The 13463-nt window shown below is 59.2% G+C and carries 10 protein-coding genes and 1 other RNA gene; 8 read left to right on the forward strand and 3 right to left on the reverse strand.

Going from position 1 to position 13463, the window contains the following annotated elements:
• The first annotated feature begins 273 nt into the window (after positions 1-273).
• Positions 274-1203 (forward strand): ZIP family metal transporter, encoded by a 930-nt coding sequence (locus tag D7241_RS03930; protein ID WP_408100381.1) that lies wholly within the window; start codon positions 274-276, stop codon positions 1201-1203.
• A 51-nt stretch (positions 1204-1254) separates the two neighbouring features.
• Here D7241_RS03930 and D7241_RS03935 read toward each other — a convergent pair whose 3' ends face one another.
• Entirely contained in the window at positions 1255-2241 is a 987-nt protein-coding gene (locus D7241_RS03935) for an NAD(P)/FAD-dependent oxidoreductase (protein WP_408100382.1), read from the reverse strand.
• A gap of 355 nt (positions 2242-2596) precedes the next feature.
• Between D7241_RS03935 and ffs the strand changes: the two genes are divergently transcribed.
• From ffs to efp, 3 genes are all read left to right on the forward strand, one after another.
• Positions 2597-2693: signal recognition particle sRNA small type (gene ffs, locus D7241_RS03940), an RNA gene on the forward strand.
• A 306-nt stretch (positions 2694-2999) separates the two neighbouring features.
• Positions 3000-4139 carry an elongation factor P maturation arginine rhamnosyltransferase EarP gene (earP, locus tag D7241_RS03945; RefSeq protein ID WP_408100383.1) on the forward strand — a complete coding sequence of 380 codons (1140 nt, stop codon included), beginning with the start codon at positions 3000-3002 and terminating at the stop codon, positions 4137-4139.
• Positions 4140-4182: 43 nt separating this feature from the next.
• Positions 4183-4749, forward strand: a complete 567-nt coding sequence (gene efp, locus D7241_RS03950) for an elongation factor P (RefSeq protein ID WP_255980298.1) — start codon at positions 4183-4185, stop codon at positions 4747-4749.
• A gap of 217 nt (positions 4750-4966) precedes the next feature.
• On the opposite strand, the gene D7241_RS03955 is transcribed toward efp, so the two are convergent.
• Positions 4967-6415 carry an SLC13 family permease gene (locus D7241_RS03955; RefSeq protein ID WP_408100384.1) on the reverse strand — a complete coding sequence of 483 codons (1449 nt, stop codon included), beginning with the start codon at positions 6413-6415 and terminating at the stop codon, positions 4967-4969.
• Positions 6416-6738: 323 nt separating this feature from the next.
• The gene (locus tag D7241_RS03960; protein ID WP_408100385.1) at positions 6739-8088 is read right to left on the reverse strand and encodes a class II 3-deoxy-7-phosphoheptulonate synthase; all 1350 of its coding nucleotides are present in this window, start codon (positions 8086-8088) and stop codon (positions 6739-6741) included.
• A 117-nt stretch (positions 8089-8205) separates the two neighbouring features.
• Between D7241_RS03960 and D7241_RS03965 the strand changes: the two genes are divergently transcribed.
• The 4 genes from D7241_RS03965 (at position 8206) to D7241_RS03980 (ending at position 13428) form a co-directional block, all read left to right on the forward strand.
• On the forward strand, positions 8206-8955 hold the full coding sequence (locus tag D7241_RS03965) for a spermidine synthase (RefSeq protein ID WP_255980292.1): 750 nt from the start codon (positions 8206-8208) through the stop codon (positions 8953-8955).
• A 435-nt stretch (positions 8956-9390) separates the two neighbouring features.
• Entirely contained in the window at positions 9391-11052 is a 1662-nt protein-coding gene (locus D7241_RS03970) for a DEAD/DEAH box helicase (RefSeq protein WP_408100386.1), read from the forward strand.
• Between the two features lie 434 nt (positions 11053-11486).
• Positions 11487-11771 (forward strand): integration host factor subunit beta, encoded by a 285-nt coding sequence (gene ihfB, locus D7241_RS03975; protein ID WP_408100387.1) that lies wholly within the window; start codon positions 11487-11489, stop codon positions 11769-11771.
• Between the two features lie 187 nt (positions 11772-11958).
• Complete coding sequence (locus tag D7241_RS03980) at positions 11959-13428, forward strand: MBL fold metallo-hydrolase RNA specificity domain-containing protein (RefSeq protein WP_408100388.1); 1470 nt, start codon at positions 11959-11961, stop codon at positions 13426-13428.
• The last annotated feature ends 35 nt before the right edge of the window (positions 13429-13463 follow it).

A 13463-nucleotide genomic window follows, 5' to 3' on the forward strand; every position in this document is an offset into this window, starting at 1 on the left:
AGTCGCTTTTTTTGTGCCTGTAATTCCGGAATCGCTGTCGCGACCCGACACCGCGCGGAACTTCATTCCCCATTTCAATATTCGCGAAGCTGCTGGCGCCTTGCCAGGGTCTGCGTTGTCTCATTCTTCAAAACTCAGCGAGCCGGTTACGGTCATATGGATTAGATGTTCGCGTCGTATGCGCTGGGTGTGCTGCAGGCAGGTTGATCTACCGCTCGGCAGGTCCTGGGTCCGCTACGGACGGCGACAAACTTACACATCGGGGCCGTCATCATGGCAAGTACTCAAAGCGCTGCAGCGACGTTGCGCTCGGCATGGATCGCCCACGCACAGGCAAATCCCATTATTGCGGTGGGGCTCGTCGGCACTTTCTTGGTTGTGTTGCTGCTGCTTGGGGCGAGTGGCTACAACGCGTTCCAGAATGGCGACGAAAGCAACATTCGCTACGGGTTACTCGGCGGTACGGCAGGCTTTGCTGCGACAGCGCTGGGAGCGCTGATGGCGATTGCGCTGGGTAATATTTCTACTCGCACCCAGGACAGCATGCTTGGCTTCGCGGCCGGGATGATGCTCGCGGCCAGTTCGTTTTCGCTGATCCTTCCAGGTCTTGCCGCTGCCAGGGATCTTTTTGGCAGCGGCCCTGCTGCAGCATTGACTGTAGTGGTAGGGCTCGGGTTTGGCGTACTGCTGATGCTCGGGCTGGACTATTTCACGCCGCATGAGCATGAAAGCGCGGGTGCCTTTGGCCCGGATCATCAGCGCATGAGTCGGGTCTGGTTGTTCGTCTTTGCGATCATCCTGCATAACGTTCCGGAGGGCATGGCGATCGGCGTGAGCTTCGCCAAAGGCGATATGGAAGTTGGCCTGCCGCTTACAACGGCAATTGCCATTCAGGATATTCCCGAGGGGTTGGCCGTTGCGTTGGCGTTGCGGACCACCGGTCTCTCCGCCTGGCGTGCGATTCTGGTCGCCGCCGCATCGGGCTTAATGGAGCCACTCGGGGCTCTGGTAGGTTTGGGCATATCCAGTGGTTTGGCTATCGCCTATCCGGTCAGCCTCGGATTGGCCGCTGGCGCCATGATCTTCGTGGTCTCGCATGAGGTGATCCCCGAAACCCACCGTAATGGCCATCAGACGCCCGCTACGGTCGGTTTGATGGGCGGTTTTGCGGTGATGATGTTCCTTGATACGGCGCTGGGCTAACCGAGTCGCGGCAACGCAGTGTTGCCAACGCAGGTAGTTTTGGGCGGCTGGCTAGAACTGCTCCAGTAATCGCCGTGCCGCCTCCTGGCCGCTGAGCCAGGCGCCTTCGACACGGCCGGACAAGCACCAGTCGCCGCAGGCGTACAAGCCGAGGTGAGCATCGGCCAAGGCGCCCCATTCGTGGGACTGGCTCGGGCGCGCATAGAGCCAGCGATGGGCGAGGGTAAATTCAGGGGCAGGCACAACGCAGTCGATCAGTTCGGCAAATGCGCCGTGCAATTGTTCGATCACTGATTCCTTGGACATATCGAGATGCTGACGGCTCCAGGCGCTGGTCGCATGCAATACCCAGGTATCGAGATGGTCGTCGCGCCCGGGTTTGCTGTGGTGGCGGGCTAGCCAATCCAGGGCGTCGTCCTGAACGAAACAGGCATCGAGCTTGGTGTCCAGCGGTTTGGCGAAGCCTAGGGCGACGGACCAGGTTGGCTCCATCGCGACGCTGGCGGCGACAGCGGCCAGCTTCGGTGCAGAGGCGAGCAACGTGCTGGCCTGTGGCGCGGGAATGGCGATGATGACCTGGCTGAACGGGCCGTGGTTGGTGCCTTCGGCGTCAACCAGCGTCCAGTACTCCTCGCCGCGGAACACGTCAGTGATGCGGCAGGCGAATGTGGCCGGCAACTCGCCAAGCAGGCCGACGACAATCGAGCTCATGCGCGGCACGCCGACCCAACGAAGCTGCTCGTCTGTGGAGGGTGACAGCTGCCCGCTGCGGGACTGGTAAAGATTGGGTGACCATTCTGCAACCCAGCCTTGAGTCTGCCATTGGTGCACGGTCTCGGTGAAGCGCCGGTCCCGAGCGGTGAAATACTGGGTCCCGAGATCGAGATGTCCCGCGTCGCTGCGCTTGCTGGCCAGGCGTCCGCCAAGGCCGCGACTCTTGTCGAAAAGTTGGACAGGCTGTCCGGCCGCATGCAGTGCCTGCGCGGCTGAAAGCCCTGCAATGCCGGTGCCGACAATGGCAATGGGAGCGTTGCTCATGCTTACCTCTTTCGATAGCGCCACCAGTCTCTGCTGCGTGACAACTGCGCTGGTTCGTTCGGTCCTGTTGCCGTTTCGAGAGCAAAACGGCAACGGCTGACGCGCTTCCTATCCTCAAGCAGACTGTTCCTTTTGCCTAGGGGTTCGGGCCGATGGAAGGCACATATAGTGTTTTTTTACGTGCGGGCTGACAGGCGGTGGGATGCGACTGATTCGATCTGGCGGACGTGTTTCGGTGCAGTCCTTATGCCTGACGAGTCAATGCGTTAGCGCTTGCATGGATTGGTTGTAAGTTGGGAATAAGCCGGTACAATGGCGCCGCTCGCCGCCAGGCGGGTTTTGTTATGGTGGGCCCTGCCGGTCCCCCCGCAACGATCAGCCGTGAACCCGGTCAGGCCCGGAAGGGAGCAGCCGAAGCGGTGACATTGTGTGCCGGGGTGTGGCTGGTAGGGTTCACCTCCATAACGACGATTCTCTCCCTCCTTTATATCCGTGCATTGACTCCTCCTGCGAGTCGAACGAATCCTCACGCCTTCTTGACCGCACAGCGAACGGCGGCTGCAGCACTTGCAGTGCTTGAAAAATATAAAGTTTTGCCTGAGGTTGGGCCTCTACGAAAACAGCCGACTTGCGCTGAGCATTGTTACGAGGCGTGCCCCGCGGCGATTGCAGGCCATAGCCCTGCCGTAATTTGTATTCGTGTGAGGATTTTGGGCGGGTACGCAACAGCCTGGGGTTCTCATTCAAGGAGTGTTGGTTTGTCTGTCAAAGCGAGCTGGGACATTTTCTGCGTCGTTGTCGACAACTATGGCGACATTGGCGTGACCTGGCGCCTCGCGCGGCAACTGGTCGCCGAGCATGGTCAGCGCGTGCGTCTTTGGGTCGATGATCTGAATACCTTTGCGCGGCTCTGCCCAGGTACCAGCGCCACGGCCAGTCAACAATGGCATGAAGGCGTCGACGTGCGGCACTGGGCATCCGAGTGGCCGGGTGCCGAGCCGGCTGACGTGGTGATCGAGGCTTTCGCCTGCCAACTGCCCGCTGCCTATATAGAAGCGATGGCCGAAAGCGAGCGTCGTATCCTCTGGCTGAATCTGGAGTATCTGAGCGCCGAAGATTGGGTCGTGGGCTGCCATGCGCTGCCTTCGATGCAGCCGCATGGCTTGCAAAAGTACTTTTTCTTTCCAGGATTCGAACAAGGTACTGGAGGGCTGATTCGTGAGGGCGATTTGCTGGCTCGCCGGGAGGCATTCCAGAGCGATCCAGTGCTTCGCGCAGCATTTCTGCAAAGTTTCGACCTGACAGTGCAGTCCGGCGCTCGATTGATCTCGCTGTTCGCCTACGAAAATCCCGCCGTCGCAGAATGGCTCGGTGCATTGGCCGCCGATGCGCGCCCGTCGCAGTTGCTGGTGCCGGAGGGGCGAGTGCTGGGTGACGTGGCTCACTGGCTGGGGCTGGACCAGTTGCGCGCCGGCGACCGTCATGCCCGTGGCGCGCTGCAAATCGCGGTGTTGCCGTTCATGACGCAAAACCAGTACGACATGCTCCTGTGGTGCTGCGATTTTAATGCGGTGCGAGGAGAGGAATCCTTCATTCGCGCGCAATGGGCCGGGCGTCCGCTGGTCTGGCACATCTACCCGCAGGAAGAAGACGCGCATTGGGACAAGCTCAACGCGTTCCTGGAACTCTATATGCGCGACCTGGCGCCAGCACCCACGGCCGCGCTGCGTGACTTCTGGCGTGCCTGGAACGATGGCGAGGGCAGCGGTGGTGCCTGGTCCGCGATGCTCCAATACGAGGCCGAGCTGAACGCCCATGCCGAGCGCTGGACACACAGGCAGGTCGCTAACGGCGATCTGGCCGGAAAGCTGGTGTTTTTTTACACAGATTGGCTATGATACGCGGCCTGTTTTTTGTCTCTAATCCCATTCGGATATTCGTATGAAAACCGCACAAGAGTTCCGTGCTGGCCAAGTGGCCGTTATCAACGGCGCACCCTGGATTATCCAGAAAGCCGAATTCAACAAGTCCGGCCGCAACAGTGCCGTAGTCAAGATGAAACTGAAGAACCTGCTCAATGGTTCGGCTACCGAGACTGTCTACAAGGCTGACGACAAGCTGGAGCCGGTCATTCTCGAGCGCAAGGAAGTGACCTATTCCTACTTCGCTGACCCGCTGTACGTCTTCATGGACGAAGAGTTCAATCAATACGAAATCGAGAAAGACGACCTCGAAGGCGTGATGACCTTTATCGAAGACGGCATGACCGACGTTTGCGAAGCCGTGTTCTACAACGACAAGGTGATCTCGGTTGAATTGCCGACTTCCATCGTTCGCGAAATCGTCTACACCGAGCCGTCCGTACGTGGCGACACCTCCGGCAAGGTCATGAAGACCGCTCGCCTGAAGAACGGTGCAGAGCTGCAGGTTTCTGCCTTCTGCGAAATCGGTGACTCGATCGAGATCGACACCCGCACCGGCGAGTACAAGTCCCGCGTCAAGGGTTGATTGCCGCTCGCAGAGATCGAAAAGCCCGGCTAAATGCCGGGTTTTTTTCTGAATTTCCGCTTACTGGCAGGCTCGGAGTGCATTGGCTGTTTCTCACATCTGATCGCAGTCCTCGCGGATGCATGAGAAGCCCGGCCTTGCGCCGGGCTTCTTCGTTTCAGCATCGAAAGGATATCGCCTCACGATAAGCCACCTGAAGAATGCCAAATGAATTGGATCAGCTTGCCCAGAGCCAGCCGATCATTACGTAGCAGAGCAGCGTAATCAGCACGACACCGAAGATATTTAGGGCGAACCCTGCCTTGATCATCGATTGGATTCGCATCTCGCCGGTACCGAAAACGATGGCATTCGGCGGCGTGGCCACTGGCATCATGAATGCGCAGCTCGCGGCAAGGGCGGCGGGAATCGCCAGCATTTCCGGCGGTAGGCCCTGTGCCACGGCAAGCGCGCCCAGCAATGGCAAGAAGGCGGCTGCGGTCGCGGTATTGGATGTGATTTCGGTCAAGAAGGTGATCACCAGCGCCACCAGGCCAATCATCAGAATCAGCGGCAACATGCCGAAAACACCGAGGCTCTGTGCAATCCATTGCGCAAGTCCGGAGGCGCCAATAACGCCAGCCAGCGACAGACCACCGCCAAACAGCAAGAGCACGCCCCAGGGCAGCTTGTTGGCTGTTTCCCAGTCCATGAGGAAGGTCCGCTCGCGCAGATTGGCAGGAATCAGAAACAGGGCCAGCGCGGCGGCGATGGCGATGCTGGTGTCGTTCACGCCATCGACGTAGTTGGCTAGCAGTGGCTGGAAAATCCATGCCAGCGCAGCAAGCAGGAACACCGCGGCGACCAGTTTTTCCGGATGCGACATGGGGCCGAGATCGGCCAACTCCTTCTCCAGCATCGTCCGACTGTCGCGGCCTGACAGGTTGAAGCCGCCGCGCGTTAGCCACCGCCAGGTAAAGATGAGCATGCCGAGACTCACCGGAACGCCCAGCAACATCCATTGGCCGAAGCCGATGTGCACGTCGTAGCTCTCGCGCAAGAAAGCGGCCAGTAATGCGTTGGGCGGCGTGCCGATTAGTGTGGCGATACCGCCTATGCTGGCGGCATAAGCAATGCCGAGCAGCAAGGCAGTGGCGAAGCGTTCACGTTCATGCGCGCCGCTGCCTTCGACCAGCAGACCGATCACCGAGAGCCCGATGGGCAACATCATAATGCTGGTGGCGGTGTTGCTTACCCACATACTGATGAACGCAGTAGCGATCATGAACCCAGCGATCTGTCGGCTCGGCGCATTGCCGACCGCCAGCAGCGTGGCCAGAGCGATACGCTTGTGGAGGTTCCAGCGCTGCATGGCCAGCCCGAGCAGAAAACCGCCAAGGAAAAGAAAAATCGTCGCGTTGGCATAAGGCGCTGTGGCTTTTTCCAGGGTATCGATACCCAGTACGGGAATCAGCAGGATCGGCAGCAGCGAGGTCGCCGGAATCGGAATGGCTTCGGTGGACCACCAGACAGCCATCAGCGCCGCCATGCCGACGGTCAGCCAAGCGGTCTCGGAGAGCTCAGCCGGCGGGTCGGTGAGGATGCACAGCAACAAGAGCAGTGGGCCGAGAAAAAGGCCGATGGAGGCCGCCAGGGCCGCTCCTTTATTCTCTGATGAATCGGTCATGAAAGATTTCCTCTGGTCGATGACCCGGCTGCGAGAGGGCGTAGGAGATCCAGGTCAAATGCGGCGCGAATTATAACAGCTTTAATTAGCTTGCGAATTAATAGCTTGCTATGCATGTTCGATTGGCCGCTTGACGACGATCGCAGCGATATCGATGCGGCATAAAGTGTTAGACAGAACTGCGTGTTGCAGTGCCGGCCTCTCGTCGTGCCGCGCAGGCAGGCGCGCGGGGCGGACCCCGGTGGGCTGAAGCCCACCCTACGAAGTCGCAGCTCTGCGGCCGGGCGCAGGGGCGGCTAGCGATGCTGGTTAGAGCTGTCTTGTCAGCTCGGCCGCACCTGCTTCAGGGTCTCGGCGATCATAAATGCCATTTCCAGTGACTGATCGGCGTTTAGCCGCGGATCGCAGTGAGTGTGGTAGCGGTCGGAGAGCCCGTCCTCAGTGATCGGGCGCGAACCGCCGATGCATTCGGTGACGTTCTGCCCAGTCATTTCGATATGAATGCCACCTGGATAGCTGCCTTCGGCACGGTGCACATCGAAGAACTGGCGCACCTCGGCGAGCACGCGTGCGAAATCGCGGGTCTTGTAGCCACTGGACGCCTTCATGGTGTTGCCGTGCATCGGGTCGGAGCTCCAAAGCACCTGACGGCCTTCGGTCTGCACGGTCTGAATCAGCCGCGGCAAGCCTGCTTCGACCTTGTCCGCACCCATGCGCACGATCAGGTTCAAACGACCCGGGTCATTGTCCGGATTGAGGATATCGATCAGGCGGATCAACTCCTCGCTGTCCATGCTCGGTCCGACCTTGACGCCAATCGGATTGCCCACGCCTCGCAGGAATTCAACATGCGCGCCGTCCAGCTGCCGCGTGCGGTCACCGATCCACAGCATGTGCGCGGAGCAGTCGTACCAGCCGCCGCTCAGGCTGTCCTGACGCACGAACGCCTGCTCGTAATTGAGTAACAGGGCTTCGTGAGCGGTAAAGAAGTTGGTCTCGCGCAATTGCGGCGCGTTGTCCATCCCACAGGCGCGCATAAACCTCAGCGCTTGGTCGATCCGTTCACTCAGTTGGTGATACTTTTCGGCCATCTGCGAATTGGCGATGAAATCCAGGTTCCACTGGTGCACCTGATGCAGATCGGCGAAACCGCCCTGGGCGAAGGCGCGCAACAGGTTCAGGCTGGACGTGGATTGGTGATAAGCCTGGAGCAGGCGGTCCGGGTCCGGTACGCGGCTTTTCTCGTCGAAATCGATACCGTTGACGATATCGCCGCGGTAGGCGGGCAGGGTGACGCCATCGATGGTCTCGTTGCCGGATGAGCGCGGCTTGGCGAATTGCCCGGCCATGCGCCCGACCTTGATCACCGGGCAGCCCGCGGCGAAGGTCATGACTACAGCCATTTGTAGCAACACTTTAAAGGTGTCGCGGATCTTCGGTGCGGAAAACTCGGCGAAGCTTTCCGCGCAGTCCCCGCCCTGCAAAAGGAAGGCGCGCCCCTGGGTCACTTCTGCGAACTGTCGGCGCAACTCCCGTGCCTCGCCGGCAAACACCAGCGGAGGCAAGCTCGCGAGAGTGCTTTCGACGCGCTTGAGATGCTCGACGTCAGGGTACTCGGGCTGCTGCTGAATGGATTTGTTTCTCCAGCTAGTAGGACTCCAGGCCTGGCTCATCGAAGTTGCTTCCGTCTACGAAAAAGTGCACAGATTTTACCTGATGCACTGCGTCGCCGCTGATAGTCGTCATTAATCTGGCTGTTAAGATGCGCCGACCGGTTTGGAGTGCGCGCAATGGACAAGCAGGAAGTGTTGCTGGCCGAAGTAAACGATGCCTTTGGCCTGATCCGTGTGCTGGAAGTGGGTGATTACCGGTTTCTCGAATTCGGCGCGGCGGTCGAGCAAAGCTGCGTATTCACGCGCGATCCAAGCTGGCTGGAGTATGACTACACCCGCGCCATGCTGATGGGCGGGCTGCTTAATCCAGCGCCGGAGACCGCGCTCTTTCTCGGCCTGGGCGCCGGCACGCTGACCCAGGCGTGCCTCGAATTTCTGCCGCTGGAAGACGTCGAGGCCATTGAGTTGCGCCCGGATGTGCCGGAGTTGGCGATGCGTTATTTGGGCCTGCAGAACGATCCGCGGCTCTACATTCGTGTTGGCGACGCGGTGGAGCTGCTCGACTCGGCCGAAACCGCCGATCTGATATTCGTCGATCTCTACACCGATGTGGGCCCGGCCGCGGCGCATCTGGCATGGCGCTTTCTCGAGCGCTGTCAGCAGAAGCTGAACCCAGACGGTTGGCTGATCATCAACCAGTGGGGCACTGACGAAGACAAACCGCTCGGTGCCGCCCTGCTGCGCGGCTTGTTCCACCGTCATTATTGGGAGTGCCCGGTGAAGGAGGGCAATGTCGTCCTGTTCGTTCCCGCCGATCTGGAACAGATGCTCGATATAGCCGCCTTGCGCGAGCGCGCCGCGACCCTGGCACCGCGTCTTGGTTATTCACTGGATTCACTAATCGATGCGCTACGACCAGCCAGTTAAAGATAGGGTATTGCAGCCTCACGCCGCCTCGCTTGCCTCCCACAAAAGCAAAGGTAGCTGTTGTCAATTGGCTCAGGGAAGGCTTTCCACCCTACGGCCTTTGCACCAACCCCAACACTTAACGCAGCCATAGCAAAGCAAAACGCAGTCTCCCGCCGAGTCGCCACAAACTTAACCCGCAAGACAAAATGCGCGCACAGCTTCACAGAATTCCGGTATAGTACGCGCCGGCTGAAACTCAGCTTGCGTTCAGGTACTGCAATACACGAAGCGCTGCTTCGGCTGCTGTCCGCTTCTCGCGGCTGTCCTTGACGATTCATCATTCATTACGTTTTCGCAAACCCCGCCGACCAGGCTGCCAGGGTGACCTTCGGGTTTTGCATGGCATGCGCAGCTTCGGAACATGGGTCTTTGCGGAGCATCAGGAAAAGACCCATGACCCAGGAAATCGGCGGCTTTGCCGCACTCGGTATTCATCCATCCGTACTCGCTGCTGTCACCGCAGTGGGCTACGAAGAGCCGTCGGCGATCCAGAGCCAGGCTATCCCGGTAATTCTCGGCGGCCACGACATGATCGGCCAGGCCCAGACCGGCACCGGCAAGACCGCAGCTTTCGCACTGCCCATTCTCTCCAAGATCGATCCGTCCAAGCGCGAGCCGCAAGCGCTGATCCTCGCGCCAACCCGCGAACTCGCCCTGCAGGTCGCCACCGCGTTCGAAACCTATTCCAAGCAGATGCCCGGCGTCGGCGTTGTCGCCGTCTACGGTGGCGCGCCCATGGGTCCGCAGCTCAAAGCCATCCGCCAAGGCGCGCAGATCATCGTCGCCACTCCAGGCCGTCTGGTCGACCACCTGAGCCGCAACAGCGCGCTGTTGTCGACCATTCAGTACTTGGTCCTCGACGAAGCCGACGAAATGCTCAAACTGGGCTTTATGGACGACCTCGAAGTCATCTTCGAAGCCATGCCGGAGAGCCGCCAGAGCGTTCTGTTCTCCGCGACTCTGCCGCATTCCATCCGTGCCATCGCTGAAAAACACCTGCGCGAGCCGCAGCACATCAAGATCGCCGCCAAGACCCAGACCGTCGCTCGCATCGAGCAGGCGCACCTGATGGTTCATGCCGACCAGAAGATTGGCGCCGTGCTGCGCCTGCTTGAAGTTGAAGACTTCGACGCACTTATCGCTTTCGTGCGCACCAAGCAAGCCACTCTTGATCTCGCCGCTGCGCTGGAAGCCAAGGGCTACAAAGCCGCTGCGCTGAACGGTGACATCGCCCAGAACCAGCGCGAGCGTGTAATCGAGTCGCTCAAGGATGGTCGCCTGGATATCGTTGTCGCCACCGACGTCGCCGCCCGCGGTCTCGACGTAGCGCGTATCACCCACGTGTTCAACGTCGACATGCCCTATGATCCGGAATCCTACGTACACCGTATCGGCCGTACCGGTCGTGCCGGTCGTGAAGGTCGCGCACTGCTTCTGGTTACCCCGCGTGAGCGTCGGATGCTGCAGGTCATCGAGCGCGTCACCAATCAAAAGGTTGCCGAAGCCCGTTTGCCTAACGCTCAACAAGTGCTGGATGCACGCATCAAAAAGCTCACCAGCAGCCTTTCGCCGCTGGTAGCCGATGCAGAAGCCAGCCATGGCGACCTGCTCGACAAGCTGGTTGCCGATATCGGCTGCAGCCCCCGCGCGCTTGCCGCTGCGCTGCTGCGCAAAGCTACCAATGGCCAGTCGTTGACTCTGGCAGAAGTGGAAAAAGAGCAGCCATTGGTCCCGAGCAGTGGTCCGCGTGAGCGCTCCGATCGTCCCGAGCGAAGCGGTGACCGAGAGCGTCGTGCACCGATCCCGTTGGCAGAAGGCCGCGCCCGCTGCCGCACTCCGTTGGGCGCTCGCGATGGCATCGCCGCGCGTAACCTGCTCGGCGCGATCCTGAACGAAGGCGGTCTGGTCCGCGAAGCCATCGGTCGCATTCAGGTGCGCGATAGCTTCAGCCTGGTCGAATTGCCGGAAGACGGCCTCGATCATCTGCTCGGCAAGCTCAAGGACACCCGCGTTGGCGGCAAGCAGCTCAAGCTGCGTCGCTATCGCGAGGATTGATGCTTTAACCGCAGCGGTGCGATGAGGCAAAGCCTCGTCAGTTATAGAAAGGGTGGACTTCGGTCCACCCTTTTTTGTATCTGCTATCTGCCAGAACGGTAGGGTGGATCACGCTTCACCGATCCACCAAGCAAGTCGACACCGCCGCTGCGGCTTATGGTGGATGAAAAAGCGTCATCCACTCTACGGTAGTTGCCTGCTTATGCGGTTGGTTGGGCCACGCAAATGAAACCCATCGTCCTCGGAGCCGTACGCACCGCTGACGGAACGGTAGGGGAATCGCGCTTCACCGATCCACCAGCCCAAAGCAAGGTCCGGACCTGCACTAAATCCAAAAACCTGACCCAAACGTTCAGGCTGTTCAAACTCTGAACAACATGCTACAAACGACCGCAACCCAAATGATCTAGCCGCTTGAAAACGAAGGGAAAACAATGACCAAGTCGGAGTTGATCGAGCGTATCGTCACCCAACAGGGGCTGCTTTCGTCCAAGGATGTGGAGCTGGCAATCAAAACCATGCTCGAGCAAATGGCCCAGGCACTGGCGACCGGAGACCGCATAGAGATCCGCGGCTTCGGCAGTTTCTCCCTTCACTACCGCGCCCCGCGCATTGGCCGTAATCCAAAAACCGGGCAATCCGTCCCGCTCGATGGCAAATTCGTTCCGCATTTCAAGCCGGGGAAAGAGTTGCGTGATCGCGTGAACGAGGACGAATAGCCCCGTCTCGTTGTTAAGAGCTAATCGCTTCAGATTCTTTGGCAATGCGGCTGCGCGGTAGCTCGTTGAAATTCCCATAACGCCTGTTATTTTTTTAAGCCGCGCTTGGTGTGTGGGATACGTGCGTGGCAGAATGCCGCCCTTTTTTGCGACGCCTCCCGCATCGCCAGGTTAAAGGAACTAACCGATGACATTCCCCCAGGTTAGCCATCACGGTGCGGTCAATGGCGTGACCGGCTCGTGCCATGAATTGCATGCCGATGCCGTCAACAGCTACCTGATCGACTGCGGCCTGTTTCAGGGTGCCGATACTTCCAATGGTGGAAGAACAGGGCAGGGCAGCCTGGAAATCGAATTCCCGCTAGATGCCGTGCAGGCTCTGATCGCAACGCATGTTCACATCGATCATGTCGGCCGAATTCCATATTTGCTCGCCGCGGGATTCGAGGGCCCTATCCTTTGCAGCGAGCCCTCAGCCAAACTCCTGCCGATAGTGCTGGAGGATGCCTTCAAGCTGGGCGTTAGCCGCGATCAGAAAAAAGTAGAGCGCTACATCAAATTGATCGAAACACGCATCATCGCGCTCCCTTACAAAATTTGGTTCACCCTGCAGGATTCTCCCGAATTAATATGTCGCGTTCGTCTGCAGCGGGCCGGACATATTCTCGGTTCTGCCTACGTTGAGTTCGACCTGCAATATCCACCAACGGGTGAGAAAAAACGCGTCGTCTTCTCGGGCGACCTCGGCGCGCCCCACGCGCCGTTGCTACCTGCACCAAAGCCACCGCACCGTGCCGACATCTTGGTTATTGAAAGCACCTACGGTGACCGCAATCATGAAAATCGCCGCACCCGCCGACAGCGCCTGGAAAAAGTCATTGAGCAAGCATTGCTAGATAAAGGCACCGTGCTGATCCCAGCCTTCAGCATAGGCCGAACCCAAGAATTGCTATATGAACTCGAAGAGATCATTCATCGCGCACAAACCAAATCCTTTCTCCCCTCGGGGGAGACGGGAGGCGACGGTAATGCTCAGAAGTTCAATCTAGAAACCAACTGGCCCGAGCTCCCCATCATCCTCGATTCGCCCCTGGCCAGCCGCTTCACTGCAGCTTATCGAGAACTACAGCCCTTCTGGAATCAGGAAGCGCTCAAGCGTGTACAATCCGGCCGCCGTCCATTGGGCTTCGAGCAGCTGGTAACTGTCGATAGCCACGGCGATCACCTGCGTATGGTGCAGCACCTCGCGCGTACCGCTCGTCCGGCCATCGTGATTGCCGGCAATGGCATGTGCTCAAGCGGAAGGATGGTTAACTATCTGAAGGCTATGCTGGGCGATTCGAGGCACAACGTGCTGTTCGTGGGCTACCAGGCGGCAGGAACGCCTGGTCGGGCCATTCAGTCCTATGGGCCGGCGGGTGGTTATGTCGATCTCGAAGGCGAGCGGCTCGACATTAAGGTCGGCGTTGCGAGTATTGGCGGCTACTCGGCTCATGCCGATCAAGATGGATTAGTTAAATTTGTAACCGGGATGCGTCGACCACCATCCCATATACGCATCGTTCACGGCGAACAAAAGGCGAAACAGGCATTGGCCGATAGGCTTGGTGCTCTCTATCAAGGCAAGCAGCAAGCGTTGCAGCTAACAATCCCGTAATAAGGCACATGTGTCGACTCAAGCTATGGATACGG

It is taken from the genome of Stutzerimonas sp. VN223-3, assembly GCF_045999685.1.
GTDB lineage: Bacteria > Pseudomonadota > Gammaproteobacteria > Pseudomonadales > Pseudomonadaceae > Stutzerimonas > Stutzerimonas stutzeri_AR.